Here is a 24,624-nt window from a genome sequence, read left to right as displayed (position 1 = left end):
CCGCGTACCGCATCGGGCGGCAGACGCGCGGGCCGACTACCTCGGGAGGATCGCATGCGAGCAAGGCGGATCGCGGCCGCGTCAGCCGGAATTCTGCTGACGGCCGGGCTTTCGGTGGCACAGGCGCCCACGGCTCAGGCGGCGGCTTCGTGCGAGGGCACGTACACGATCGTCGTCGGCGGCACGGGCAGCTCGTGGAACAACGACGGCTTCTACGGCAACATCCAGCAGCACGTCGGGTACCCCACCCAGATTCCCAACGGCGCGAGCGCCCGGGCAGGGGTCAACGAGCTGAACCGCCTGGTCCGCGACCAACGCGCCGCGTGCCCTGGCCAGCACGTCAAGATGGGCGGGTATTCCCTGGGCGCCGCGGTGGTGCACATCTGGGTCACGGAGAACTGGCAGACGTTCGACAACGTCAACGCCGTTCTCATCGCGGACCCCAAGCGCCAGGGCCCTCCCGGTGCCAACGGCGGAGCCGTGCCCTTCGGCGGCTTCGTCGGCGCTCCGCTCGCCGGAGCCGACAGGTTCTTCGGCAACGTGCCGGTCAAGACGATCTGCCACTGGGACTACGTCTGCGACGAGTCCGCCGGGATCTGGACCTACCCGGACAACCACGTCAAGAACTATCCCGCCGACTTCAACATGGATCACCACAACGACGGCGCCAACGAGCAGTGGTGGAACGGCGGCTGGTACCCCGCGTGATCGCGGGGGCGGCCCTCGGCCGGGAAGGAAGGACCTTCCCCCGGCCGCTCAGGACCTGCTCGCGTCCACCCGGCCGAGGGGGGTGAGGCCGAGGCCGGCCTCGTCACCGACGAGGATCATCTGGTGCGTCCGCCGCAGCATCCGGCTCGGCGGAACCCCCAGGTCGTCGGCCAGACGGCGGCGGGTGCGGTCGAACACGGTCAACGCGTCGGCCTGTCGGCCGTGCCGGTACAGCGCCCTCATCAGCAGCGCGGCCAGCGGCTCGTTGAGGGGGTGTGCCGTGGACACGGCGAAGAGTTCGGCGATGGCTTCCGCGTCCTGGCCCAGCCGGAGCTGCCACTCCGCCTTCCGCCGCACGATGGCGATCCTGCGCTCGGTGAGCCGCAGCCGCTCCAGTTCGGCGAGCGGCCCCGGTAAACCGGCGAGGAGTTCCCCGTGGAACAGCCCCAGGGCCCGGGCGCACAGGCCCACCGCCTCGGCCGGTTCGCCCGCCCGGTGGGCCGCCCCGCTGTCGGCGACCAGTTCCTCCATCCGGACCAGGTCGACGTCGACGGCGTCCGGCACGAGCCGGTATCCGCGTCGGGCGTGCTCGATGACCGCGTCCGGACCGTCTCCCGTGCACAGGGCCTTGCGCAGCCGGTAGACGTACACCGGCACCACGTTCGCGACCGGCGGTTCCGTGCCCCATACGTCGTCGAGCAGTTCCTGCCGGCTGAGGGTCCGCCCGGCGCACAGCGCCAGCGCCGCCAGGACGGCCTGCTGGCGCAGGTGCCCCAGGTTCAGGGGCCGCCCGTCATGCCATGCCCGCAGCGGCCCGAGTACGGAGATCCGTACCTTCGGTCCCGCCGCCCGGCCGGCGGCGGCGGACGGCACGGGGCTCACCGGCCGCGTGCGCGGACCGGACCCGGGGACGACCAGGCCGCAGTCGAAGGCGTGGACGATGGCGGCGGCGCGGTCGCGCAGACCGAGCTTCACGAGGATCCGCGCGAGGTGTTCGGCCACGCCGTCCTCGGAGAGGGAGAGGGCGGCGGCGATCTCGCCGTCCCCCAGGCCGCAGCCGACCGCGGCGAGCACCTCGCGCTCCCGCTGTCCGAGCGGGGCGCCGGTCGGGCGGTCGGTGGTGGCGGTCGTCGGCATCACTGCTCCCCGGGCTCCGGACTGGTCGGTCTGACGGACGCGGTCGACAAGGTAGTGGGGGGCCGCCGGCCGGGGCATCCGGAACGATCCGGAGTGACGGAACGCCGTCGCGCTCCCCACGGACATCAAGAACGTGCTCCGCGTCAACCGGCGTTCGAAGCCCCCCGGTACACTTCCTGACCCATCGCACGGCCCCGGGGCACGCGCCCCGGCCGTCGCACGCCCGCGGTGGTGCACCCCGGCGACCCCGAGCAGGAAGAACGCGTCATGACCCAGCAGATCCTCGAGCGCGTCGCCGGATACGAGCACCGGTTCAACGCGCTCTTCGAGGAGTACTTCGACGCGGTCGACGCGACGCTCGACGCGCCGTCGTTCAGCCGGTTCACCCCGGAGTGCCTGGGGCTGCTGCGGGAGTTGTCCCTGCGGGGCGGGAAGCGGATGCGGGTCGTCCTGTTGCACGAGGCGGCCCGCCTGGTGACGGACGAGCCGGTCGAGGGACTGGACGCCGCCGCACTGAGCATCGAGCTGTTGCAGACCCACGGCCTCGTGCACGACGACCTCATCGACGACAGCCCCGTCCGCCGCGGCGGCCCCTCCACGTACTACTCCTACCGGGAGCGGTTCCCCGAGCACCCGCGGACGGCCCTCGGTCTGACCGTGCTGGCGGGCGACCTGGCGCTCGCCCTGTCGTTGCGGGTGCTGCTGGAGGCGCAGGTGCCCGTCACGCTGCGGCAGGCCATGGTCGAGGTGCAGACCCGGGCGGCGGCCGACACGTTCATGGGCCAGATCATCGACCTGGAACGCGACTTCGCCGCCGCACCGGACGACGACGTACTGCACCGCGTGGCCGACTACAAGTCCGCCCGGTACTCGGTTCTCGCGCCGCTGCAGCTCGGCCTCCTGGCCGCGGGCGATCCGTCGGCCCCCGGGGACGCCGAACTGCGGGAGTACGCGCGGCTGGTGGGGATCTGCGGACAGATGCGCGACGACTACCTGGACCTGTTCGGAGATGCGGCCGTCATGGGCAAACCGACCGGGACCGATCTCCGCGACGGCAAGCACAGCTACACCGTCCGCGCCCTGCTGGCCACCGTCGACGACGCGGAGCGCCGCGTGGTGCAAGCGGCGCTCGGCGACCCGTCCTGCACGCCGGAGACCATGGCCGCCGTCCGCGAGATCGGGGAGCGCCGCGGGGTGACGGACAGGATGCGGGCGGACATGCGCCACCACGCGCGGCAGGCGTCCGCGGTGGCCGCGGGCTGGCGGTCGCGGTGGCGGGGGGAGGCGGTCACCTTCTTCGAGCAGCTGCCGCTGTGGAGCGCCGAACAGGTCGGGTGACGCGGCGGCGGGCGCCCGGCCCGTGCTCGTATCCGGCTCAGGAGGCCGCGGCCGCGTAGTGGTCGAGGTACTCCCGGAGGTGGGGGGCCAACCCGGCGTCCGCGTCGGTGGTGTTCAGGTGTATCCACAGCTCGTTCTCCACCACGAAACGGTAGGCGAACTCCTCGAAGGAGGAGGTGCACCGCACCAGCGACTGCGCCACCGCGGCACGGAACTCGGCCGCCCGCGCGGCGTCCTGCTGCTGCTCGCCGGACTCCGCGTCCAGGTCCGGTTCCAGGTCCAGGTGCGAGCAGATCACGAACGTCTCCCCCGAGGGCCGCAAGTACAAGTACCAGATGACGCAGTCCTGCTGGTCCCGGAGGAACCGTACGAGGCGTGCGCCCTCCTCGACCGGGCTCGGCAGCGCTCCGGACAGGTCGCTCCAGCAGCCGGTCACCGACACCTCGTCGAACGCGCGACGGAGGGCGCCGCTGCGGTAGAAGGTGAGGAAGTCGGCGGGAAGGCGCAGGCCGTGGGGGGCCAGGTCCGCCTCCACGGCCTCGAGGTGCTCCCCGTGACCCGGCTCCGTCCCGTCCGGCTCCGTCCCGTCCGGCGCCGCCGTCCCGCCGAGCCATCCGAAGCCGCCGTCGAGGAGGCCGGGATCCAGGGCGGGCAGGCTCTCCAGCGGGTAGACCTCGTAGGTGAACTCGCACGGCCGGTGGGGTCCGAGGTCGGTGGCGCACCATCCGGTGGGGAAGCGGAAAGGTGCGGGAGCGGATGCGGACATGAGGATTCCTTGGGAGTCGCCGGTTCAGCGGTACGGCCACATCCTCGTACCCGCCACTGACACGCCCGGCGACGGCCTCGCGCGAGGCCCGCGTACCGGACCGGTATCCGGTGTCGGTATCGGTATCGGCGGCAACGGTGCGAAACTTCGGTCGCGCCTCGCCCACCGTGTCCGTGCGGAGGCGTCCGACGAAGGATGGCTCTCCTTCCAGGCAGACCCCGTCGGCGCGACACCGCTCCAGCGCCGCGTGAACGAGCTCGCCCGGGCGCTGCGGCATTACCACTTCGACGGTGACGGCTGCCTGGACGAGGACCGGCCCGTGGTCCGCCTCGCCGGAGCCTCGGTGTTGAAGCCCGGGGCCATGCCGGCCGGCGGTTGGACGGTGCGGCGCGGCCCGTTGCCGGCCGCTCCCAAGTGGCCCGGGTGGCCCGGTGGTGCCCGACGAGCTGATGATCTCCCAGGTTCTGCCTGGTCAGGTGGTGTTCGAGGTCATAGGGTCTGGTCATGACTCAGGAAATCCCCTCCCCGTCCTTGCCTGCCGCACCGTTTCGGCCGGTGCTGACCCGTGGCGCCGACGCCGAGACGTGTGCAGACCCCAGCAGTGTGATGACGCTGTTCGCCGACTCCGGCAGCACGGCCGATGGCTTCACCAGTTACCGGTCCACCTTCGCCAAGGGCGCCGTGGGGGCTCCCGCGCACTTCCACAGCAAGGCGACCGAGATCTTCTTCGTGATCAGCGGGTCCCTGCGCGTGCTGGTGGGTGAGGAGGTCACCGTCTTGGAGGCGGGCGACTTCCTGGCCGTGCCGCCGCACACCCCGCACGCCTTCGCCGCGGCGCCCGGCTGCGAGGCGGACGTCCTGTTCGTGTTCACGCCGGGCATGGGCCGGTTCGACTACCTGCGCCTGCTCGGCCGGGTGATGCGCGGCGAGGCCGACGCGAAGGAGATCGCCGAGTCGGCGGAGCGGTTCGACAACCACTACGTCGACAGCCCCGTCTGGCGTGCCGCCCTGGAGATGCCGGCGTGATCGACTCCTCCGTTCACGTCCGGCTGGCCAGGCCGTCACGGAACCTCGAAGCCGCCGAACGCTTCTACGTGGACGGCCTCGGCCTCACCGTCCTGTGGCGCACGACCGAACGCGTCGCGGGCGAACACGACCTCGTGATGGTCGGCCCGCCCGACGGCGCCTGGCACTTCGAGCTGACGCACGACCCGGACCATCCGCTGGAGCCGACTCCCACGGTGGACGACCTGTTCGTGGCCTACCTCGGCGAACCGGCGGACGAGGAACTGATCGACCGTCTGGTGGCGGCCGGGGGCACCCGTGTCCAGGCGCACAACCCTTACTGGGACGAGCACGGAGTGACCATCGCCGACCCGGACGGCTACCGCCTGGTGTTGTGCTCCCGCACCTGGGCCTGAGCAGCCGCCGGCAGCTCACGAGCGCGACCAGGGCCGGACGGCCGCAACGGCGACCCCCGGTGGAACACGCGGGCCGTCGCCGGCGCGGCCGTCCACGTCCGCCTACTCGTGGTTCTGGAGGAAGGCCGGGACGTCGGCCCGGGTCGGGTAGTCGGGCAACGGTGCCGGCTCTTCCTGGAGGAACGCGGTGATGACGGCCGCTGCCCGTCGGTCGTTGTCCGCCAGGCCGTTCCACATGTGGTGGCCGACGCCGGGCATGTACTGGGTCCGCTGGACGGCGGGGTCGTTCGTGAGGACGGCCGTCGCCCACTGGCGGACCTGGGAGGAACACTCGGCGATCATCAGCATCGCCGGCGTCCCGGAGCGCCTCAGCTGTGGGGCGATGGAGGGAGAGTCCTTGACCGTTTGCCGGATGCGGAGGCTGGCGGCGGCACTGAAGGAGAAGTTGCCCGCCGTGTCCTCGGCCGGGATGCGGTGCGCGTCCCGCGCGCAGTAGGCGGACGCGGTGTCTCCGCCGAGGTCGGCGGCGGTGAAGGCGTTGTCGCCCTCCGCCTGTCCCACCAGTCCGTTGCCCGGGCTGAGCAGTCCGAGCCGCATGAGGCCGAACGCGACCGCGTACCGCGGGGTGCGGGTGGAGCGCGGGCCGGTCATGGCCGGTGCGATGCCGCGGGCCGACGGCCGGCCTTGGTGCCCCGCGATCCGGGCGGTGGGGCCGTCCATCGGGCCCGGCTCGGCGATCACCGCCCGGCGCAGGCGGGCGGCGGTGGCGGGGTCGGCCAGCGCGCGGGTGAGCACGACCGCGCCCGACGAGAATCCCAGTACGTCGACGGGACCTTGGCCCAGTTCGCCGACGAAGGCGCCGAGGTCGTGGACGGACCGGGTGATCGAGTACTGGTCCATGGGGAGCAGGTCACTGCGTCCGCCGCCGGCCTGCTCGTACGCGTACACGTCGTAACCCTGCCCGGCGAGCCGCCGCAGGAAGTGGTGGTCCAGCATCGAGATGCCGCGCACCGGGCCGCCGTTGAGGTAGACGAGCGGAACCCGACGGCGGGGGCTGTCGCCGGTGGGCGGGTAATGGTAGACCGCGACCCGGCTGCCGGTGGACAGGCGCCAGTGCTCGGTGGTCACGAACGGCAGGGCGGACGGGTGGCGGCGCGCCGTCGGGACGGTGGGGACGCACACCGACAGCGTCACGGCCGCTGCGACGAGCACCGGCAGGAACGGCACCAGCCGTCCCCGCCAGGGCCGGCGGCGCCCCCGCCACGCGGCAGCCGTGACCGCGCCCGCGGCCGTCGCGGACCATGCGGCGAACCCCGATCCCGCCCCGTCGGTGACGACGACCAGCGCCAGGAAGAGGGCGACCAGCCCCACCACCGCGGCGGCGGCCGCCAGCAGGAGGCCGACGAGGCGTAAGGGACGTGCGGCGGACGACGGCATGGTGATCTCCCCCAGTGCTGGCCGTGTGTGAGAACGGCGTTTTGAAACGGCGTTTTGAAACGATGTTAGCAGCACTCGGTACACTGCTCCCCGTGGGAAGGCCGAGAACGAACGACGCCGCCGTCAGAGAACGGCTCGTGGCATGCGCGACGGAGATGTTCGCCACCCTCCCCCGGGAGTCGGTCACGGTCCGCGCGTTGGCCGCCGCCGCCGGAACGTCGACGGCGGCGGTGTACACGCTGTTCCAGGGCAAGGACGGTCTGATCCGTGAGGTGCGCGACCAGGCGGTCGCCGGCCTCTTCCAGGACCTGACGGCCGTTCCCGCCTCGAAGGCCGCCCTGGAGGACCTGTCCGCGCTGGCCGCGGCGTACCGCCGTTGGGGACGCGAGCACCGCCACCTGTACACGGTGCTGTTCGGGGGCGCGCAGTCCTTCGTCCCCTCGGCCCGGGTCGGCGACCGCGACCCGGTGCGGCCGCTCGCCGCGGCGATCGACCGCGCCGTGGCGGACCGCGTTCTCGCGGGCGACACCACCCTGATCGCCGTCTCGCTGTGGGTCGCCCTGCACGGGCTCGTCACCCTCGAACTCGCCGGCGGCCTCGACGGCGCCGCGGCCGAGACCGCGTTCCGGTCCACGATCGATGCCGTACTTCGCGGCTGGGCGACCCCCGCGGCTTTCCCCGGCCTTCGACGTACGGACCCGTGACCGCGCGGCGGCGGGCCGGCCTCAGCAGCCGGTGACGGGCGTGCCGCCGTACACCCACCTGTTCGCCCAGCACCTGGGACCGCACCTCGTGCAGCCGCGCAACGACGTGCGGTTCCCGCCCGACCGCGGCGTCGAGCGCACCGCCGTGGTCGCGGCGCTCCACCGCCGTGACGTGCTCGTCCTCTTCGACTTCCGGCGTGACGAGCGGGACAAGGTGGCGATGGCCGAACTCGTACGGGCGCGGGGCGGGAAGGTCATCCTCTTCACCGACATGTGGCTCTCACCGTCGTCCGCCCACGCCGACGTGGTCCTGCCCAGCCGGGTCGCGGCCCCCAACTGACGGCGCCCCTCACGCTCCGGGGCGAAGGCCGGCCGGACGCCCGGGGGTTCCCGCGCGCCGACGCCCCAGGGCGGCCACCTCCACGGGGTGCGGCCATCCGGCACGGTGTGGGGGGCGGTGTTACACGCCTGTTATTCCGGGCAACTGCTTCGAGGTGGGAAGCCGTCGCGATCGGAAGGCCAGAAGCCGAGGTGAGCCGCGTGAATCGCTGGGAGAAGAACACAGCCGATGTGCCAGCACGGGAAGTCGTCTGCCTCTCGGCACGCCGGCCCGGAGCTGTCGCGGAGGCGCGCAGCCGGGCGCGGGGGTTCCTGCGGGGCCTGGACCCGGCCGTCGAGGACGGCGTGGGCGACGCGGTCGTACTGGTCGTCTCCGAGCTGGTCACCAACGCCCTGCGCCACACGGCCGGCACGTGCTCCTTCGAGCTGGCGGCCGCCGAAGGCCATGTCGACGTCTGTGTGCGCGACACCAGCTCCCGTCTCCCGCTCATCCGTCCCCCCGACGTGAGCGGTGAGGCGGGCGGGTTCGGACTGCCGCTGGTGCACCGCCTGGCGCACACGGTCACGGTGACCCGCGAAGGACGCGGCGGGAAGACCGTCCGCGCCCGCATGGCCCGCCATCCGGGCCCGTCCGCGCGCGGGCACAGGGCCGTGCCGGCCCCTTCAGGTGATGCCGCGGAGTAGGCGGGCGCGTTGCTTTCCCGATGTACGCAGAGGTGAGAATGGGTGAAGGAGTCCGGAACTCCCCCTCCGGCCGCTCCGCCGGAGCCCGGGGGCGGGGGACGGCCGTGCCGGCCGCACACCGAGTGCCGCCAGGGCCGGTGCCGGGTCCGGCGGGGTCCCCCGGCGGAGACGCCCGGGCGCACGCGGTGACGCGGCGCCGACCGCCCGCCGACGGCTCCCCGTCGGCGGGTCTTCATCACGGGGCCGGTTAGCATTCATGGTTGTCACATGACAACTATGAAGGTGGCTGACCGCTCCGGCGGCCGCGGGACCGGCTCGGCATGGTGGTCGTGCGGACGCCCCGGCCGCGTACGGCTCACCGTGCGCCCGCCGGCCCCAGGTCTCATCCCCCTTCGTAACGTCTCGACAGAATGGCCCTCACCATGACGAACTTCCTGGCCGTGGAGCGCGCTGTTCGCACGGCAGCCCCGGACGACCTCCTGCGTACGCTCCGCGCCGCGCTGGTCGAGCACTTCGAGGCGACCACGGTGGAGCTGCTCATGGCGGACTACAGCCTCACGTGCCTGCAGCCCGTGACCTTCCTGCCCCACACCGCGGAGCCGCTCCCCGTACGGAGCACCCCCGAAGGCAGGGCGTTCGCCAGCCAGGAGCCGTACCTTCAGGACGCGGCCGAGAACGACGCCGTCGATCTGCATCTGCCCGTCACGGTACGGGGTGACCGGTTGGGGATCTTGACGGTGCGCCTTCCCGAACGCAGATGCACGTCCGAGGCGGTCCACGAACTGAGGGAACTGGCAGAGCTGCTGGGGCACGAGATCATCGTCGCCGAACGCGACACCGACCTGTACCTCCAGGCCCGCCGGGCCTCCCGGCTCACCCTGGCCGCGGAGATGCAGTGGCAGATGCTGCCCGCCCGCTCCTGCGCCCGCCCGGAGTACGCGATCGGCGCCCAGCTGGAGCCCGCTTACGACATCCACGGCGACAACTTCGACTGGTCCACCACCGGAGAGACCCTCACCCTGACCGTCACCAACGGCATGGGCAAGGGGATCGAGGCGTCACTGCTGACGAACCTCGCCATCAACGCCCTCCGCAACGCCCGTCGGGCGGGCATCGGGATCGCCGATCAGGCCGCTCTGGCCGACCAGGCCATCTACGCCCGGTACCGGGGCACGGAGTACGTCTCCACGCTCCTGCTGTCCGTCGAACTGGCCACGGGGCGCGGCCACGTCGTGGACGCCGGATCGCCGCAGCTGTGGAGGCTGCGGGACAAGACGGTGGAGCGCGTCGAGTTCGAGGCGCAGCTGCCCCTGGGCATGTTCGAGGAGACCCCTTATGTGACGCAGGACTTCGCCGCGCTGCCGGGCGACCGGCTGGTCTTCGTCAGCGACGGTGTGTACGCGGCCGCTTCGGCGGGCGGGGAGGCGTACAGCGAGCGGGCGCTGGCCCGGGCGATCCAGGCCACCCGTCTGCTGCCCGCCGCCGCCGTGCCGGGCGGCATCCTCCAGGAGCTGGCCGCGCACCGCGGCGCGGACGCCGAGGACGATGCCCTGGTGCTGTGCATGGACTGGTTCGGCCCCGCCGCCGCGGGCTGAGGGGTCCCGGCCCCGCCGCCCGGCGGCATCGCCGATCAGGCGATGTCGCAGATCAGGCGATGTCGCAGATCTCGTCCGCGGCGGGAGCTTCTTCGGTGATGCCCATGTGTTCCAGGGCGGCGCTGTGGAACGCGGTCATGCCCTCGAAGAGGGCTCGCTGCCGCGCGGGCGACATGCGGGTGAGGACCGCCTGGAGTTCGCCCGCCCGGGCGGCGCGTACGGACGCGAGGACGGCGCGTCCCCCGCGGCTGAGCCGCACTTCCAGTTCCCGCCGGTTGGACGTGGCGCGGGAGCGGTGGATGAGGCCGGCGGCCTCCAGCCGGTCGCACAGCCGGCTGACGGACGGGGGCGTGGAGCCGAGCACTTCGCCGAGGTCGCGCAGGTTCATGCCCTCCCGCTCGTCGATCACGGTGAGCGCGCGCAGCTGGGACGGCGGCACGGCGGTCATGGCTTCCTGACCGCGGCCCCAAAGCAGGTCCAGCATCTCCAGGAGAGCGGACGCCTCGAGAGCCACCTGTTCAGGGTGGGGGGACGGCAACGGGAAGGCGTGCGGCATCGCACCAATCTAGTCACCCCTGCGGGCGTTCGCCAGCCCGCTCGCGTGTGCCCATCCGCGGCACGCGGGGCGGTGCCCGGCCGGGACGCCGGTCCGGCTCATCTGTTCGGTCCCGTCATTCTGAAGGCCAGGGCCAGGGTGTCGTCGGCGTGGTGCACGATGGTGTGCATGTCGGCTGCGACGGCGCCGGGAATCTCGGCCATCGGCAGGTGGGCGTGGTCGCGCAGTGCCCGGATCAGCCGGCGCTCGCCCTCGATCATGTCCCGGCGGCTCTCGGTGAGCCCGTCGGTGTACAGGAGCAGCAGGTCTCCCGGTGCGACGGGCACGGTGAGGACCGAGTCGCTGCCCGGTGAGGGGAAGCCGATGCCCCTGCCCCGCACCTCCAGGTAGTGCGCCGTGCCGTCGGCCCGCAGGAGGAGGGCCGGCGGATGGCTGCCGTTGGCGAGCTGCAGTTCCGCGGTGGCCGGGTCGAGCCGGCCCAGGAGAACGGTGGCCATCAGGTCCGCGTCGATGGGCTTCAGGAGGTCGTGCGTCCGGGCCAGGAGCGACTGCAGGGAGTGCCCCTCCAGCGCCAGCGCCCGTACGGCGTGGGTGACGGTGATGGCGCTGCGGGTGCTGGTGACGCCGTGGCCCAGGGCGTCGACGACGGTGACGTGGACCGTCCCGTCGGGCAGCACGAACCAGTCGTACAGGTCTCCGCCGGTGGGGGCGGCCGGGTCGGCGGGTGCGTAGTGGACGGCGAGTTCGAGGCCGTCGACTCGCGGGGGCGGGGGGCGCAGTGCGTCCTCGAGTTCGCGCAGCACCCTGCCGTGGGCGCTGCGCAGCTGCTCTTCCTGCTCCGCGAGCTGTACGTAGAGGGCCAGGACGCCCGCGTTGGTCTCGGCCAGTTCGTGCTTGAGGAGCCGGTGGTCGGCGGCGAGCGAGTCCGCGAGCGCGAGTGCGGCGCGCATCTCCTCCTCGGCGTCGGCCTGGGCGTCCGCATCGGTCCGCGCGTCGGCCCACCGCGCCGGGGACATCTGCTTCCGGGGCGGGGGGAGCCGGCCCGGGGCGTGCGTGAGGGCGGTCCGCCAGGTGGCGGAGTTCGCCGTGGTGGTGGGGGCGGGCAGCGCCAGGCCGTCGCAGGGCAGGGCCGCGGCTGCCTGCGGGGCGGTCAGGGTGACGACGAGCTGGGCGCCGTCGTGCCCGGCGCCCCTGTCGCAGGCGACGGCGAGCTCGACGTGGTGTCCGGCCGCGAACTGTCCCGTGGCCAGTTCCGTGACGGACAGCACCAGACGGCCCCGCACCTCGGCGGGCAACCGGTGGTGGTGGGCGAGCGCGCGTACGGCCCGGCGCAGGGCCGTCACGTCGCGGAAGGTCTCCCCGTGCGTCATCGTGCGCCGCGGGGCTGGGCCGCGACGACCGTGGCGTCGTCACGGGTGCGGTGGTAGCCGTGTACGAGGGCGGCGGCGAGCAGGGGGGCCGGCAGACGCAGCAGATGGGGCGGCGGGGTGTGGGCCCAGCGCAGGTCGATGCCGTCGCTGTGGAGCACGACGGTGGCGGCGCCGGCGAGGGGGAAGCCGTGCGTCCGGGGCGCCGGCATCCGCCAGCCGACCGTACCGGGCTGGCCGGTCAGCCGGTGGTGGACCTCGTCCGGGCCGATGGCCACCGCCCGGACGTTTCCGACGCCGCAGTACTCGGCCTCTGCGGCGGCGAGCCGCAGCAGGCCGACGGCGGCGCCGCGGGTGTGGCGCAGGGTCCGGTGCATGGCGGTCATGATCTCCGTGAGCGGCCGTTCGGCGTGGGTCCGGAAGGTGCGCACCGCCGCCTGTGCGGCTTCGGAAGCGTCGGGGCCGTGCCCGAGGCCGTCCACCACGGCGGCGGTGCGCAGACCGGCGACGTCGGTGACCGCCGCGGCGTCCCCGCACTCGTCCTCGTTCGCGGCGGGCAGGCTGAGGAGTCCGACCGCCTCCCGGGCCGCCTCGCGTGCGTCGGGAAGGGTGAGCCGGGCGCAGATCAGGGTTCCGGTGCCGGCCCGCGTGCTGATGGCGAGGTCCGTGGCGATGCGGCGGACGGCGCCGAGCCCCGCGCCGAGGGTGCCCTTGGTGGTGTAGCCGTCGGTGAGGCAGCGTTCGAGTTCGGCCATGCCCGGCCCGCGGTCCGCGGCCAGGATCTCCAGGCCGCCGCCCAGCGGCAGCGGCTGGAGGTAGAGGCTGCCGTCGACGGCGTGCTTGTCGAGGTTTCCGGCGAGTTCGGAGGCGAGGACCGCCGCCTGGTCCGGCATGGCGCCGGGCAGCCCGCATTCCCGTGCGAGGGACCGGGCGGTTTCGGCGGCGTCGTGCACCGCGCTGTGGTGGTCGATCCGCACCCGGCGGGTCGCCTGCGCGGGAGGGCCGGCCATCAGTGCGCCCACCTGTCGTGTTCCGCGGCCGGGTCGGTGGCCCCGGGTTCCGTCCGTAGGGCGGCGGGCCGCGTCGAGGGGCGGGCGGAGCGGTCGCCGGGGCCTCTGGGCGCCGCCGGTCGCGACCCGCGCTTCCACGTCGGGCCCGCTCGGATCGGCTCGTCGCGGCTGGGGCAGGCCCTGGTGGGCGGTGACGTCCGCTGCCGTCCCTCCCGCCGGCGCTCTGCGCGTGGGTGGGGACGGACCGCGCTGCTGATCACGAGGGTGCCTTTCGGGCAGGGGGCCGGGGCCGTCGGCAGGCCCGGAAGACATTTGCCGGACGGTAACTGTTGCCCTGGGGCAACTATAGACGGGATGGGCTGCGGATGGGAAGCGGAGCCGCACCCGCCGGTCACTCTCCGCGCACCGCCCGGCCGCGAAGTCCCGGCGGTGCGAGGCGAGAGGGGGCCGACTGCCCGCCCGGCGCACCGGCTGGCCCCTCACCTGTCCCGATTCGGGGACTCCAATCGCCGCCCGGGGCGGGAGTCGCGCGTGGTGTCCCGGGATACGGGCGGGGTGCGGCCGCCCCAGAGGGCATACTCTCGTCAGAGAGGGCAGACGCGGGAGACCCCGCGCGGAGGCGGTGGCGGATGCCGGCGGCTTCTGGGGGCACTGCACCTGCTCATGGAGGCGACCGCCACAATGGACCGCGCGGAACCGGCCGACGATCCTCTGTACGAGGCGTCCCGTGAGGTCGCGGACGCCGCCGAGGCGCTGGTGGACCGCTGGAACCGCGCGGGCCAGCACTCCTCGCCCCGCCTTTCGGCCCTTCAGGTCCGGGCCCTGGTCGCCGTACGGCGCGTTCCGGGAGCCAACCTGTCCCGGCTGGCGGAGATGGTCGGCGCATCGGTTCCGGCGGCGAGCAGACTGTGCGACCGGCTCGAGGCCGCGGGCTTCCTGCGCCGCGACCGCGCCGCCGCCGACCGCCGCGAGATCGGTCTCTCCCTCACCAAGGACGGCGCGGACGCCCTGCTGTCCCTGTCCGAACGGCGCGCGGAGGACCTGCGCGACGTCCTGCGGCACCTGCCCGACGGGGAACGGGCCGTCCTCCTGGCCGGCCTGCGCGCCTTCACCCGCGCCGCACACCCCCCGGACGGCGCTCCGCCCGACCGCGCCCCCGGGCCGTGAGGGCCGCGGCGGTGCCCCGGCCGCACGGGTCACCGCCATATTCCTCCGCACGCCCGTCCGGGCCGCCGCACCTCCACCGGGCGGCTCACCCCCGTCACGCGGGCGCAGGCGGCGCCGGCGGCGGTACCCGGGGCGTGATCCGGACGGCCAGGGCGAGGGTGTCGTCCGCCTGCGGGACGACGGAGTGCATGTCCGCGGCGATGGCGGCGGGGACTTCGCCCAGCGGGCGGCCGGCGTGCGTCCGGGCCGACGCGATGAGCCCGCGCTCGCCTTCCACCGCGTCCCCGCGGCTGTCCACGAGTCCGTCGGTGTACAGCAGGAGCAGGTCACCGGGGGCCAGGCGCTCCCTGCGCACTCCCTCACTGCCCGAGCCGGGGTGACCGATGCCCCTTCCCCGTGCTTCGAGGTACCGGGCGGTTCCGCTCGTCCGCACCAGAACCGGCGCGGGGTGGCCGCCGTTGGCGATCTGGAGTTCCCCCGTGACGACGTCGAGCCGGGCCAGGAGCACCGTCGCCATGAGATCGGCGTCGAAGGACATGAGGATGTGGTGGGTGCGGGCCAGGACGGAGTCCAGCGAGTGCCCCTCCAGGGCCAGGGTGCGCACCGCGTGGGTGACGGTGATCGCGGTCCGGATGCCGCGCACGCCGTGGCCCAGGGCGTCGACGACGGTGATGTGCACGGTGCCGTCCGGCAAGGTGAACCAGTCGTACAGGTCGCCGCCGGTCGGGGCGCCGGGATCGGCGGGGGCGAAGTGCACGGCGAACTCCACCCCCTCGACTTCCAGCGGCTCGGGGCGCAACGCGTCCTCCAGCTCCCGCAGCACCCGTCCGTGCGCCTGGCCGGCCTCCTCCTCCCGCTCCTCCAGGTGGACGTACAGGGCCAGGACCCCGGCGTTGGTCTCCGCCAGTTCGTGTTTGAGCCGCCGTCGTTCGGCCGCGAGCCCGTCCGCGAGGGCGAGGGCGGCCCGCAGTTCCTCGTCAGCCGCCCCCGTGTGGTCGGCCGGCTCGCCGGGGACGTGCTCGGGCCGGTCGGCGGGCCGTGTTCCGCCGGGGACCGTGGACTCGAGGGCCGGCAAGGTGATGTTCCAGGTCACCGAGGTGGCGGAGGCGGCCAGCGCCGTCAGGGCGAGCCCGCCGACCTGGAGGGGGCGCCCCGCCCGGGGAGCGGTCAGGGTGACGGCCAGGTGGGCGCCGGTGCCCGCCGCGTCGCGGACGGCGGTCAGCCGGACGGGATGCCCGGCCTCGAACTCGGGGGCGGCCATGTCGGTGACGGACAGGACGAGACGCCCCCGCAGGTCGGCGGGCAGCCGGTGGGCCGCGGCCAGGTCGCGCACCTCTTCGCGCAGCGGGGTCAGGGACCAGAACAGCCGGCTCATCGTCGCGGGGTCCGAGCCGTTACCGCCGCCGCTCCGCCCGCGTGCCGCGGGTGGCCCGGAAGCGCGGACAGCGTCTTCGGGGGGCTCCGCAGGGTGAGCCGGACGCCCGCGGAGAGCCGCCCCGCGGCCCGCGGGGCGTCCCTCACCGCTCCTCCCGCGCCCGGGGGCGGCACCGATGACGCTCCGCGGGACGTCAACGCCGCCACCGCGTGGTGATGATCGTCGTACCGGCGCCCGGCTCCGTGCGCACCTCGAACTCGTCCATCAGGCGGCGCGCGCCGCCCAGCCCGTGGCCCAGGCCCACCCCGGTGCTGTAGCCGTCGGTCAGCGCGGCCTCCAGATCGGGGATGCCCGGTCCGTTGTCACTGATCGTCAGGCGCAGTCCGGTGCGTCCTTCGTCCCGCGCGGAGTCGATGGTCAGGCTCCCGCCGCCGCCGTGGACGTAGGCGTTGCGCGCCAGTTCGCTGGCGGCGGTGATCACGCGGGTCTGGTCGATGATGGAGAAGCCGGCCTCGACGGAGGCCGAACGGACGGCGTGCCGGACCATGAGCAGGTCGTCCTCCGTGGTCAACGGGATCCGGAGGGGTCCGTCGTCGCGGACGGCCGGCTGCGGGGCATCCGGATGGCCACCGTCGCTGGTGTGCTTGCCGTCAGCCAGTGGCCTCATGGGGCGCCCCTTCCCGGGGCGGCGCCGTCCGGGTCCAGCCCAGCGCGGCCATGCCCTGTTCGGCGTGCAACGCCGTTTCCACGCCGGTCAGTTCGATCCCCAGCTCCACGAGGGTGATGGCCACCGAAGGGCGCATCCCCGCGATGATCACCCTGGCTCCCAGCAAGCGGGCCATGCTCGTGACCTCCATCAGGTTCCGTGCCACGAACGAGTCGATGATCTCCAGGCGGGAGATGTCGATGAGGACGCCCCGCGCCCGGTCGGCGGAGATCCGCTCGGTGAGTTCCCGCGCGAAGGCGACGGCCGACTTGTCGTCCAGCTCGTCGAGCAGCCCGGTGACCAGCACGTCGCCGAGACGCAGGATCGGCACGGCCGAGGACGGCGCCGTCACCGGATGACCGGGGCACGGGGCGCCGGCGCGGAACCGCCGGTGATCTTCATGGCTTCGGACAGGGCCTCGGCGAGCGTGGCCCGGGTGAGGATGTCGAAGAGGTCGATGCCCAACTGCGCGATCGTCTGGGCGATGGTGGGACGGATCCCGCTGATGACGCAGTCCGCGCCCATCAGGCGCACCGCCCGCACGGTCTGCATCAGGTGCTGGGCCACGGCCGTGTCGACGGTCGGGACCCCGGTGATGTCGATGATCGCGACCTGGGCGTCCTCGTCCTGGATGGCTTGGAGCAGGTTCTCCATCACCACCTGGGTGCGCGCGGTGTCCAGGGTGCCGATCAGGGGCACCGCGACCACCTGCCGCCACAGCCGGACGACCGGTGTCGAGACCTCCAGCAGCTGCCGACTCTGCCGCCGGATGATGTCCTCGCGGCCTTCCACGTACGTGGCGAAGGACAGCGCTCCGGCCGCGTCGAGGAGCCGGTTGATCAGCAGCGCCGCGGCGAGCAGTGCGCGGGTGTCGTCGATGCTCTCCTGGACGATCCCGAGCAGGACCTCCTTGAGGGCCAGTACGGACAGCGAGGTCGCCGTCGGCGCCGCCCCGGCCCGCGCCCGGCGCAGCGACAGGTCCCGGACCGCCTCGCGCAGTTCGGGGTGCTCGGCGGCCACCTGCTCCACGGGCAGCGCGCTGTCCAGACCGCCGAGGAGCGCGGAGGCCAGCACGTCCGCTTCGTACCGCAGGTCGCGCTCGCCGTGCGCGGGGTCCATGGGGGCCCGGTCCATCTGGAGCAGGACCCAGCGGTCAGCTATGTCGTCGGCCCGGCCCTTCAGCGATTCCACCACGAGACGTCGGACATCGGCCGTACCGGCCGCACTGCTGACCACGCGGGTCTCCCTTCACTGGCTGCCCGAGCGCCCCCGTCGGCACCAAGAGTTGATGTACGTCAATAGTTGCTCTACGGCAAATATACGCACAGCGGGCCCGGCGGGGAAAGGTCGAACAAGTCAATACGGGCGGAACCGGCCGAAGGCCTCCCGGGTGACGGGGGCTTGGCGGCCGGGTCGCGGCGCGGCGTGCCGGCGGGTGTCCGGGGTCAGGCGGCCCCCTGGCGTCCGGGCGTCTTCCGCGTCCTCACCCCGCCGGCGACGAGCGCCAGCCCGGCGACGACGACGCCGAGGTAGGCGGCGGGGGGAAGGTCGACGACCTTGTGCAGCCAGCCCCACTCCGTGCCGAAGAAGGTCTGCGACACGAAGCTGACGAGCCCTTGGGCGCCTACGACGTAGCCGATGCTCTCGATGGTGTATCCGATGGTTGTCCGCACGGATCAACCCTCTCGCGACGGTGTCGCGACAGCGTCCCCCGCAGGGCTGAAACCACGGTAGGCCGAAGGATGCAGTCGCCGGGTGCGGCGGACGGCGGAGGGCCGGCCGACGAACGGCCGGCGAACGGCCGAAAACCAGTCCGGCCGTTGGCCTGAACCTTCGCTTGCCGTGACCGTGGTCGGGCGCGGCGGGTGGTGCGGGTGGTGCGGCGCGGGTCAGCCGCCGACGTGGATGCCGGGGCGGCGGTCCGGGTCGGGTTCGTTGCTGCGGATGATCTCCCGGGTGACCGGGGCGGTGTCGCCGCGGCCGAGGAGGAAGTAGCGGACCATGTGGACCAGGGGGCTTCCCTCGGCCCAGGCGAAGTAGCAGTGCGGCTGGACCCCGGTGACGTCGCGCAGGGCCAGCAGGATGGCCGCGATGGCGTTCGGGGCGGCCGGGGCGTCGGCGCGCAGGATCCGGTGGCCGTCCACTTCTGCGCCGCGGACCGTGAGGGTGTCACTGAAGTCGGAGGGGTCGACGACGTCTATCTCGAGGAAGAGGACGTCCGCCTGCCCGGGTACCGGATTGACGCCGCGCTGTTCGCGCTCCTTGGCGCTGTACTCGGCGTGGTCGCCGCCCTGGCGGCGGTTGGCGATGATGTTGATGGCCCCGTCATGGGCGAGGGTGTCGTCGATGAACCGGCGTGCGTTCTCGTCGAACACGATGCGGTCGGCGCGCAGTTCGGTGGTGCGCGAGACGCGGGAGACCAGCGACACGACGATGATCCCGGCGATGAAGAAGGCGGAGATGGCGATGCCGTCGGGCTTGTCGACGATGTTGGCGGCCAGGGCGTAGAGCAGGACCGCGGTGAGCAGGCCGAAGCCGACGGTGGCGGCGCGCCGGCGCCGGCGGGCGACGGAGACGGTGACGGCGAACGCACCGGAGACCATCATCGCCAGGATGCCGGTGGCGTAGGCGCCGGCCTGCTTGTCGACGTCGGCGTCGAAGGCGATCGTGATGAGGACGCACAGGGCGGTGTAGACGATCACGACGGGGCGTACGGCGCGTCCCCATTCGGGGGCCATGCCGTAGTCGGGGAGGTAGCGCGGGACGATGTTGACCAGCCCGGCCATGGCGGAGGCCCCGGCGAACCAGAGGATGAGGATGGTGCTGATGTCGTAGACGGTGCCGAACGCCTCCCCGACGTGTTCGTGGGCGAGCCACGCCAGGGCCCGGCCGTTGGCGGCACCTCCGGGTTCGAACGCCTCGTGGGGTATGAGGAGGGTGGTGACGAAGCTGGCCGCGAGCAGGTAGACGCTCATCACGAGGGCGGCGGTGGTCAGCAGGCGGCGGGCGTTGCGGATCCGCGCGCGGAGCCGCTGTTCGGGGTCCTCGCCGTCGGCGGCGATGAGGGGCATCATGCTCACGCCGGTTTCGAAGCCCGACAGTCCCAGCACGAGAAGCGGGAAGGCCAGGAGCGCGGGCCCCATCAGCTGCCCGAAGCCCCCTCCGCCGTCGAGGAGGGCGTCCGTCCACTGCGACCAGGCGCCGGGGGTGGTGAGGACGTGGACCAGGCCGACGCCGATGACGACGGCGTTCAGCGCCAGGAAGACCGCGACCAGCGGGATGGCCACGCTGACGGCTTCGCTGAACCCGAGCAGGAACACCCCGCCCAGGACCAGCAGCAGCACCACCGTCAGGGCGACCTCGTGGCCGTGCAGCGCGGCGGGGAAGAAGGGGTTCTCCACCACGTGCACGGACGCGTCGGCCGTGGACAGGGTGATCGTGATGATCCACGAGGTCGCCACGAAGCCGAGCAGGACCAGCACGAACAGCTTGCCCCACCAGAACGGCAGCAGGTCCTCCAGCATCGCCACCGAACCGGCCCCGTTGGGGCTCTCCTTCGCCACCCGCCGGTACATCGGCAGCATCCCCAGCAGGGTCAGCGCCACGAGCAGCAGGGTCGCCAGGGGGGAGACCGCCCCGGCGGCGAGCGCGGCGATGGCGGGCACGTACGCCAGGCTGGAGAAGTAGTCCACACCCGTCAGGCACATCACCTTCCACCACGCCTGCGGCTCGGCATGGCCTTCACCGGCCGCCGGCCCCACCGGCTGGACCCGGTGGCGCAGCATCCACCGCGCCAGTCCACCGGACGGCTGCTGTGCGGCGGCGGGGCTGTCCACCACCTCCGGCATCACCAGCCGGCTCGTTTCCTTCATGTCCCCCATCAACCCTTCCTGGCCTGCGTGGCATGTGTGCGCGGGGCCGCTGGGCCCGGGGCCGCGCGACGATCACCGAGTATGGGGCCGCCCGGGCCCGGGCCTTCACCCCCCGCGCGGCCGCCCGAACCGCTTCCCGCTCCGTGTGCCCCGACCGTCACCGAGCAGTCCCGCCGAGCCGCCGGGCGGCAACAGCCCAGGCCCGGAGCGGGTCCGGCCGTGAGCCGGCCCTCCCGGCCCGTACCGTGCGCCCGGCGGCCGGGGGACGCCGCGGGGCGCGCGACCGGCCGCCGGGCCGGTCAACCCTTAACGCATCCCTAACGCGCGGGCGCCGTCGACGGGCCCGCAGAAAAACCCCGCCGCACCCGTAGGTCATGGAGCGGCCCTTCCTCCATCCTTGCGGTGGACAGGGAGAGGGGTGGCGACACATGAACAGATCAGCCTCCGGGGGTTCGTCCCGGGTGGGCCTCGTACTCGGTGCGGCCCTGGCGTCGGTCGTGCTCTGCACCACCGTGAGTGCGGCGGCGCCCGGGACCGCGGGCGGGGGCGCGGGCGGGGGCTCCGCCGCGCGCCCGGCCGACGGGCGCGGCTGCCCCGTCGTGTACTTCGACCTGGGCGAGACCCTCGTGCACACCGCCGAGGACGGCAGCATCGCCTACCGGTCCGGAGCGGCCTCCTACCTGCGCGCCCTGCGCGAGCGCCGCGTCGCGGTCGGTCTGATCACCAACGTGCCGTCCTCCTGGGGCACGACCGACGCCGAGCGGGCCGCCAGGCTGAAGAAGGAGGTCGACGCCAAGTGGAAGGGTTCCGTGCCCTTCGCCTGGGAGGACTTCGGCGGCCGGATCCTCACCCCCCGCACCGAGGCGGAACGCAAACCGGCTCCCGTGCTCTGGCAGCGCGCGCGGACCGGGTCGGGGCACTGCCGGCTCGTCTTCCAGGCGGAGACCGCCGAGGAGGTCGGGGTCGCGGCCTCCCTGGGTTTCGTGCCGTACCAGGTCGGACAGCCCCACCGGCCCGCGTTCCTCCCGGTCGGACTGGTCGAACTCCTCGGCCACCGCTGAACCGTCCGCCACCCGCCCCGGACCGACCCGACCGGGGCCGTCGTCTCGCCCTGGGACCGCGTACGGAGCGCGTCGACGGCGTGGGCGTGGCGGTACGGTGCGCGGCGCCGGGAGCGGCCCCGCCAGGTGGACGGTGTGTCGGCGCCGCCCTCGGCGGCGGATCACGAGAGGGTGATCCAGGGCCATGAGAGCGGTGCCTCCGGCATCCGCGCGCGGCTGCGCCGCCCGTCACGGCGGACCGGCGGGCCGGTGGTGGCATGGTCGCCGGAAGGCAGGGCAGGCGACGACCATCTGCAAGCGCAATCCCCGGGTGGCGGTATGAGAAGTGTGGGTGTGGAAGAGGAACTGCTCTTGGTGGACGAGCACAGCGGTGAACCGCTGGCCGTCTCCGGAGCGGTTCTGGCGGCGGCGGACCGCCTGGCCTGGCAGCGCCCGGGCGGGGAAGACCACGCGTTCGAAAAGGAACTGCACAAGGAACAACTGGAGTTCGCCACCAAACCGGTGACCCACATGGGAGAGCTGCACGACGAGATCGTCCGCATCCGCGGGGACGCCGCGCACCACGCGGCGAGCGCGGGCGCCGTGGTGGCGGCCGTCGCGACCTCGCCGCTGCCGGTACGGCCCTCACTGAGTACGGGACCGCGCTACCGGTGGGTGGGAGAGCAGTTCGGCCTGACGGCGCAGGAGCAGCTGACCTGCGGCTGCCACGTGCACGTCTCGGTCGAGTCGGACGAGGAAGGCGTGGCGGTCCTGGACCGCATCCGGCCGTGGCTGGCCGTCCTGACCGCCATCAGCGCGAACTCGCCCTTCTGGCAGGGCGAGGACAGCGGATACGGCAGCTACCGCAGCCGGGTCTGGAACCGCTGGCCGTCCGCCGGGCCGGTCGACGTCTTCGGCTCCGCCGACCGGTACCACGAGCAGGTCCAGGCGATGATCGACACCGGGGTGCTCCGGGACGTCGGCATGATCTACTTCGACGCCCGGCTGTCCGCCAACTATCCGACGGTGGAGATCAGGGTGGCCGACGTCTGCCTGGACGCCTCCACTCCGGTCCTGCTCGCCGCTCTCGCGCGCGGTCTGGTCGAGACCGCGGCCCGCGCGTGGCGCGACGGCGAGCCTCCCGCCAGGATCGGCACCAGCCTGCTGCGCCTGGCCAACTGGCGGGCGGGCCGCTCGGGTCTGGACGGGCCGCTGCTGCACCCCGAGACCATGAGGGAGACCTCGGCCGCGCACGCCGTCGAGGCCCTGTACCAGCACGTACGGGAGGCCCTCGTGGACCATGGCGACGACGAGCGGGTCCGGGAGGCCATCGCCCACCTGCACGAACGGGGCAACGGCGCCCGTGTCCAGCGCCGGCTGCACGAGAGCGGGGAGACGCTCGCGGCGGTCGTCACCCGGTGCGCGGAGCTGACGGTCAAACCCTGAGACGCGGCCCGGGACCGGAGGGACGTCTCGGGACCCGCGACCGCCGGGACGCGACGCGGACCACCGGTCGGCCGGATTCGGAAGGACCGGCCGGCCGGAGGCCTCACGGGCGGTGCGACCCGCGGCGGAAGCGGCGGAGGCCCGGACGGGGTCATCCCGGTGGGCGTGAGCGCGCAGGCTCCCCGCCCGGCCGGGTGATCTCCGCGCGGTCCGGGTATCAAGCCAGGGGTGACCGGCGAACGAGGGGGGCGGACCTCGCATGGGGACAGCGGACGAGCAGGACCCCGCGCACCAGGAGGGCTGGCTGACGAAGGCCGAGGTCCGGGAGATCTGGCCGCAGATCAAGCCGAGCAGCATCAGGGCCGTGGCACGGGCCAACGGCGTACGCACCTCGGGTACGCCTTCCCCGGACCTGACCCGCGAGCCGGCCTACCACGCGGCGGACGTACGCCGCGCGGCCGGGCGGATCGCCCGGGGCGAGGCCGATGTCGCGCCCTGGCAGCGCGCCGACTCCGACACCGCACGCGACGACGCCACACCCGGCCCGCCGATGCGCCAGCCCGTCAGCTGGGGGTCCGAGAACGTGCCGGGGCTGATCCTGCTGGCCATCATCGTGGGGCTGTTCCTCTGGGGCCTGACCTCTCCCGACAACCACGGCACGGTCACGCACTTCGTGCGCTGAGTGCGCTGTCCTCCAAGGCATCCTCGGAACATGACCGAGAACGAGATCAAGCTCAAGGCCATCGCCGCCCTGACGGCTCTGCGCGCCGACGTCGACGAGGGCCTCGTCTCGGAGCTGCTGGGCGAGGTCATCCCGGACCAGTTCACGGTTCCCGCGGCGGCGGGTCCCGAAGAGGTCGGCTTCGCCGTGCTGAGTCAGCTGTCCGAGCCGCTGAGCGCCCTGGTAAGCGGCTTCATCACCGCCTTCGAGGCGGTCGCGGACGCGTACGACGAGACCGGCTCCGAGCCGTCGACCGAGGGGATCCTCCAGGAACTGGCGCTCCGGCTGGCCGGCGAAGACCTGGGATGAGGAGCATGAGCCGGGAATCGGCCCGCCGGTCCGGTCTCACCCTTCTCCGTCCACGGTACGGTCCGCCGCTTCTCGGGTGATGTCGGCGTAGAGGCGGAAGAGGACCGGACGGGCCTCGCCGTGCTCTCGGTGGTGCAGGGCGGCCCAGCAGCGGGCGACGACCTCCCGGGCCCGGGTGCCGGGCCACGGCTGGGGCAGCAGCTCGGGCGGCAGGAGCGGGTCCGGTTCCATGGCGCGGGTGAGTTCGGCGGCCAGTTCGACCGCGATGGTGAGGAGTACGGAGGGGTCGAGCCGGCCGGGGCCGGTGAGCCGGGCCAGGCGGGGCTGGGCGAGGCGGTCGAGGCGGTGGTAGCGCTCGGCGATCTCCTGGAGGGGCCACAGCCGGCGGGCGAGTTCGGCGGGCTCCTGGGCGGCGCCCCTTCTCAGGTCCGTCGTGGTGAGGAGGGTCAGCGCGTCATGGGCGCCGAGGCGGCGGGCCGCGTCCTCCACGTACGGTTCCCAGGGGTTGGCGCAGACGTACAGTCCGCCCTGGAGCGGGGCGCCGCCGAGGTGGACGAGGGTCTCGCGCAGGGAGTCGCGGGCCGTGCGCGCCGATTCGGGCACCGCGAACGCGGCGAGGTGCCAGACGCCGTCCCAGGGCGCGAGCCCGGCGTCCTGCCGGAACGCGTGCCGCAGGAAATCCGCGTTCGGGGCGAGGGTGCGCAGGGTGTCCGCGCCGGCGTGCAGCCGTGCCTTGCGGCCCCGGCCCTCGTGGGTGAACCGGCCTTCGGCCACGAGGCGTTTGACGCACAGCCGCACCTGCTGGTCGCTCATGCCCAGGGTGTTGGCGACGGTGTAGAGCTCGTCCGCGCCGACGGTGCCGTCCTCGCGGATCAGTGCGTGGACGAGCATGCGGGTGGGGATCTCGATGTGTTCGGTCATGGTGT

The 24,624-nt window shown here is 73.3% G+C and carries 26 protein-coding genes; 13 read left to right on the top strand and 13 right to left on the bottom strand.

The window, feature by feature from the left end:
* The first annotated feature begins 54 nt into the window (after positions 1-54).
* Positions 55-708, top strand: a complete 654-nt coding sequence (locus ACZ514_RS02825) for a cutinase family protein (protein WP_468162862.1) — start codon at positions 55-57, stop codon at positions 706-708.
* 48 nt (positions 709-756) lie between these two features.
* On the opposite strand, the gene ACZ514_RS02820 is transcribed toward ACZ514_RS02825, so the two are convergent.
* Complete coding sequence (locus ACZ514_RS02820) at positions 757-1,845, bottom strand: BTAD domain-containing putative transcriptional regulator (protein ID WP_469123924.1); 1,089 nt, start codon at positions 1,843-1,845, stop codon at positions 757-759.
* Positions 1,846-2,112: 267 nt separating this feature from the next.
* On the opposite strand from ACZ514_RS02820, the gene ACZ514_RS02815 reads away from it, so the two are divergent.
* Positions 2,113-3,183, top strand: coding sequence for a polyprenyl synthetase family protein (locus ACZ514_RS02815; protein WP_469123923.1), 1,071 nt, complete (start codon positions 2,113-2,115; stop codon positions 3,181-3,183).
* A 37-nt stretch (positions 3,184-3,220) separates the two neighbouring features.
* Here the strand turns inward: ACZ514_RS02815 and ACZ514_RS02810 are convergent, their stop codons facing one another.
* Entirely contained in the window at positions 3,221-3,949 is a 729-nt protein-coding gene (locus ACZ514_RS02810) for a hypothetical protein (RefSeq protein WP_469123922.1), read from the bottom strand.
* A gap of 504 nt (positions 3,950-4,453) precedes the next feature.
* Between ACZ514_RS02810 and ACZ514_RS02805 the strand changes: the two genes are divergently transcribed.
* Entirely contained in the window at positions 4,454-4,975 is a 522-nt protein-coding gene (locus tag ACZ514_RS02805; protein WP_468162870.1) for a cupin domain-containing protein, read from the top strand.
* Entirely contained in the window at positions 4,972-5,370 is a 399-nt protein-coding gene (locus tag ACZ514_RS02800) for a VOC family protein (protein ID WP_469123921.1), read from the top strand. Before ACZ514_RS02805 ends, ACZ514_RS02800 begins: the two co-directional genes overlap by 4 nt.
* A gap of 102 nt (positions 5,371-5,472) precedes the next feature.
* Here the strand turns inward: ACZ514_RS02800 and ACZ514_RS02795 are convergent, their stop codons facing one another.
* The gene (locus ACZ514_RS02795) at positions 5,473-6,807 is read right to left on the bottom strand and encodes an alpha/beta hydrolase (RefSeq protein ID WP_469123920.1); all 1,335 of its coding nucleotides are present in this window, start codon (positions 6,805-6,807) and stop codon (positions 5,473-5,475) included.
* A 92-nt stretch (positions 6,808-6,899) separates the two neighbouring features.
* Here ACZ514_RS02795 and ACZ514_RS02790 point away from each other — a divergent pair, with 92 nt between their 5' ends.
* From ACZ514_RS02790 to ACZ514_RS02775, 4 genes are all read left to right on the top strand, one after another.
* A complete protein-coding gene (locus tag ACZ514_RS02790) occupies positions 6,900-7,511 on the top strand; it encodes a TetR/AcrR family transcriptional regulator (RefSeq protein ID WP_469123919.1) in 612 nt (203 codons plus the stop codon).
* A 40-nt stretch (positions 7,512-7,551) separates the two neighbouring features.
* On the top strand, positions 7,552-7,851 hold the full coding sequence (locus ACZ514_RS02785; protein WP_469123918.1) for an SIS domain-containing protein: 300 nt from the start codon (positions 7,552-7,554) through the stop codon (positions 7,849-7,851).
* Positions 7,852-8,081: 230 nt separating this feature from the next.
* Positions 8,082-8,534 carry an ATP-binding protein gene (locus ACZ514_RS02780; RefSeq protein WP_469123917.1) on the top strand — a complete coding sequence of 151 codons (453 nt, stop codon included), beginning with the start codon at positions 8,082-8,084 and terminating at the stop codon, positions 8,532-8,534.
* Between the two features lie 422 nt (positions 8,535-8,956).
* A complete protein-coding gene (locus ACZ514_RS02775; protein ID WP_469123916.1) occupies positions 8,957-10,129 on the top strand; it encodes a PP2C family protein-serine/threonine phosphatase in 1,173 nt (390 codons plus the stop codon).
* Positions 10,130-10,181: 52 nt separating this feature from the next.
* Here ACZ514_RS02775 and ACZ514_RS02770 read toward each other — a convergent pair whose 3' ends face one another.
* From ACZ514_RS02770 to ACZ514_RS02760, 3 genes are all read right to left on the bottom strand, one after another.
* Positions 10,182-10,685: a MarR family transcriptional regulator gene (locus tag ACZ514_RS02770; protein WP_468162882.1), complete on the bottom strand. Its 504-nt coding sequence runs from the start codon at positions 10,683-10,685 to the stop codon at positions 10,182-10,184.
* 98 nt (positions 10,686-10,783) lie between these two features.
* Complete coding sequence (locus ACZ514_RS02765) at positions 10,784-12,055, bottom strand: PP2C family protein-serine/threonine phosphatase (protein ID WP_469123915.1); 1,272 nt, start codon at positions 12,053-12,055, stop codon at positions 10,784-10,786.
* Positions 12,052-13,062: a SpoIIE family protein phosphatase gene (locus tag ACZ514_RS02760; protein WP_469123914.1), complete on the bottom strand. Its 1,011-nt coding sequence runs from the start codon at positions 13,060-13,062 to the stop codon at positions 12,052-12,054. The genes ACZ514_RS02765 and ACZ514_RS02760 overlap by 4 nt, the downstream gene beginning before the upstream one ends.
* A gap of 681 nt (positions 13,063-13,743) precedes the next feature.
* Between ACZ514_RS02760 and ACZ514_RS02755 the strand changes: the two genes are divergently transcribed.
* On the top strand, positions 13,744-14,229 hold the full coding sequence (locus ACZ514_RS02755) for a MarR family winged helix-turn-helix transcriptional regulator (protein ID WP_469123913.1): 486 nt from the start codon (positions 13,744-13,746) through the stop codon (positions 14,227-14,229).
* Between the two features lie 94 nt (positions 14,230-14,323).
* Here the strand turns inward: ACZ514_RS02755 and ACZ514_RS02750 are convergent, their stop codons facing one another.
* From ACZ514_RS02750 to ACZ514_RS02725, 6 genes are all read right to left on the bottom strand, one after another.
* The gene (locus ACZ514_RS02750; RefSeq protein WP_469123912.1) at positions 14,324-15,604 is read right to left on the bottom strand and encodes a PP2C family protein-serine/threonine phosphatase; all 1,281 of its coding nucleotides are present in this window, start codon (positions 15,602-15,604) and stop codon (positions 14,324-14,326) included.
* A gap of 193 nt (positions 15,605-15,797) precedes the next feature.
* Positions 15,798-16,271, bottom strand: a complete 474-nt coding sequence (locus ACZ514_RS02745; protein WP_468162892.1) for an anti-sigma regulatory factor — start codon at positions 16,269-16,271, stop codon at positions 15,798-15,800.
* Entirely contained in the window at positions 16,255-16,641 is a 387-nt protein-coding gene (locus ACZ514_RS02740) for an STAS domain-containing protein (RefSeq protein ID WP_468162894.1), read from the bottom strand. Before ACZ514_RS02740 ends, ACZ514_RS02745 begins: the two co-directional genes overlap by 17 nt.
* A 17-nt stretch (positions 16,642-16,658) precedes the next feature.
* Positions 16,659-17,546: an STAS domain-containing protein gene (locus tag ACZ514_RS02735; protein WP_468162896.1), complete on the bottom strand. Its 888-nt coding sequence runs from the start codon at positions 17,544-17,546 to the stop codon at positions 16,659-16,661.
* A 209-nt stretch (positions 17,547-17,755) separates the two neighbouring features.
* Positions 17,756-17,983, bottom strand: a complete 228-nt coding sequence (locus ACZ514_RS02730; RefSeq protein ID WP_469123911.1) for a hypothetical protein — start codon at positions 17,981-17,983, stop codon at positions 17,756-17,758.
* Positions 17,984-18,199: 216 nt separating this feature from the next.
* Positions 18,200-20,158 carry an APC family permease gene (locus tag ACZ514_RS02725; RefSeq protein ID WP_468163339.1) on the bottom strand — a complete coding sequence of 653 codons (1,959 nt, stop codon included), beginning with the start codon at positions 20,156-20,158 and terminating at the stop codon, positions 18,200-18,202.
* Positions 20,159-20,610: 452 nt separating this feature from the next.
* Here ACZ514_RS02725 and ACZ514_RS02720 point away from each other — a divergent pair, with 452 nt between their 5' ends.
* The 4 genes from ACZ514_RS02720 (at position 20,611) to ACZ514_RS02705 (ending at position 23,698) form a co-directional block, all read left to right on the top strand.
* Positions 20,611-21,243, top strand: a complete 633-nt coding sequence (locus ACZ514_RS02720) for a hypothetical protein (protein ID WP_469123910.1) — start codon at positions 20,611-20,613, stop codon at positions 21,241-21,243.
* A gap of 318 nt (positions 21,244-21,561) precedes the next feature.
* On the top strand, positions 21,562-22,668 hold the full coding sequence (locus tag ACZ514_RS02715) for a glutamate--cysteine ligase (protein ID WP_469123909.1): 1,107 nt from the start codon (positions 21,562-21,564) through the stop codon (positions 22,666-22,668).
* A 259-nt stretch (positions 22,669-22,927) separates the two neighbouring features.
* Positions 22,928-23,350 carry a hypothetical protein gene (locus ACZ514_RS02710; RefSeq protein ID WP_469123908.1) on the top strand — a complete coding sequence of 141 codons (423 nt, stop codon included), beginning with the start codon at positions 22,928-22,930 and terminating at the stop codon, positions 23,348-23,350.
* Positions 23,351-23,380: 30 nt separating this feature from the next.
* Positions 23,381-23,698, top strand: coding sequence for a hypothetical protein (locus ACZ514_RS02705; protein WP_469123907.1), 318 nt, complete (start codon positions 23,381-23,383; stop codon positions 23,696-23,698).
* Positions 23,699-23,734: 36 nt separating this feature from the next.
* Here ACZ514_RS02705 and ACZ514_RS02700 read toward each other — a convergent pair whose 3' ends face one another.
* On the bottom strand, positions 23,735-24,619 hold the full coding sequence (locus ACZ514_RS02700; RefSeq protein WP_468162906.1) for a PaaX family transcriptional regulator C-terminal domain-containing protein: 885 nt from the start codon (positions 24,617-24,619) through the stop codon (positions 23,735-23,737).
* Between the last annotated feature and the right edge of the window lie 5 nt (positions 24,620-24,624).

The sequence above is a fragment of the Streptomyces sp. NPDC034086 genome, from assembly GCF_055575515.1.
The sequence above is the reverse complement of the archived record's forward strand: the minus strand, read 5'-3'. Positions and strand labels throughout refer to the sequence as shown.

Bases quoted from the DNA above. Each gene is read 5' to 3' on its own strand.
- ACZ514_RS02825 (WP_468162862.1), top strand. From the start codon at position 55: ATGCGAGCAAGGCGGATCGCGGCCGCGTCAGCCGGAATTCTGCTGACG.
- ACZ514_RS02820 (WP_469123924.1), bottom strand. From the start codon at position 1,845: ATGCCGACGACCGCCACCACCGACCGCCCGACCGGCGCCCCGCTCGGA.
- ACZ514_RS02815 (WP_469123923.1), top strand. From the start codon at position 2,113: ATGACCCAGCAGATCCTCGAGCGCGTCGCCGGATACGAGCACCGGTTC.
- ACZ514_RS02810 (WP_469123922.1), bottom strand. From the start codon at position 3,949: ATGTCCGCATCCGCTCCCGCACCTTTCCGCTTCCCCACCGGATGGTGC.
- ACZ514_RS02805 (WP_468162870.1), top strand. From the start codon at position 4,454: ATGACTCAGGAAATCCCCTCCCCGTCCTTGCCTGCCGCACCGTTTCGG.
- ACZ514_RS02795 (WP_469123920.1), bottom strand. From the start codon at position 6,807: ATGCCGTCGTCCGCCGCACGTCCCTTACGCCTCGTCGGCCTCCTGCTG.
- ACZ514_RS02775 (WP_469123916.1), top strand. From the start codon at position 8,957: ATGACGAACTTCCTGGCCGTGGAGCGCGCTGTTCGCACGGCAGCCCCG.
- ACZ514_RS02770 (WP_468162882.1), bottom strand. From the start codon at position 10,685: ATGCCGCACGCCTTCCCGTTGCCGTCCCCCCACCCTGAACAGGTGGCT.
- ACZ514_RS02765 (WP_469123915.1), bottom strand. From the start codon at position 12,055: ATGACGCACGGGGAGACCTTCCGCGACGTGACGGCCCTGCGCCGGGCC.
- ACZ514_RS02760 (WP_469123914.1), bottom strand. From the start codon at position 13,062: ATGGCCGGCCCTCCCGCGCAGGCGACCCGCCGGGTGCGGATCGACCAC.
- ACZ514_RS02755 (WP_469123913.1), top strand. From the start codon at position 13,744: ATGGACCGCGCGGAACCGGCCGACGATCCTCTGTACGAGGCGTCCCGT.
- ACZ514_RS02750 (WP_469123912.1), bottom strand. From the start codon at position 15,604: ATGAGCCGGCTGTTCTGGTCCCTGACCCCGCTGCGCGAAGAGGTGCGC.
- ACZ514_RS02745 (WP_468162892.1), bottom strand. From the start codon at position 16,271: ATGAGGCCACTGGCTGACGGCAAGCACACCAGCGACGGTGGCCATCCG.
- ACZ514_RS02725 (WP_468163339.1), bottom strand. From the start codon at position 20,158: ATGCCGGAGGTGGTGGACAGCCCCGCCGCCGCACAGCAGCCGTCCGGT.
- ACZ514_RS02720 (WP_469123910.1), top strand. From the start codon at position 20,611: ATGAACAGATCAGCCTCCGGGGGTTCGTCCCGGGTGGGCCTCGTACTC.
- ACZ514_RS02715 (WP_469123909.1), top strand. From the start codon at position 21,562: ATGAGAAGTGTGGGTGTGGAAGAGGAACTGCTCTTGGTGGACGAGCAC.
- ACZ514_RS02710 (WP_469123908.1), top strand. From the start codon at position 22,928: ATGGGGACAGCGGACGAGCAGGACCCCGCGCACCAGGAGGGCTGGCTG.
- ACZ514_RS02705 (WP_469123907.1), top strand. From the start codon at position 23,381: ATGACCGAGAACGAGATCAAGCTCAAGGCCATCGCCGCCCTGACGGCT.
- ACZ514_RS02700 (WP_468162906.1), bottom strand. From the start codon at position 24,619: ATGACCGAACACATCGAGATCCCCACCCGCATGCTCGTCCACGCACTG.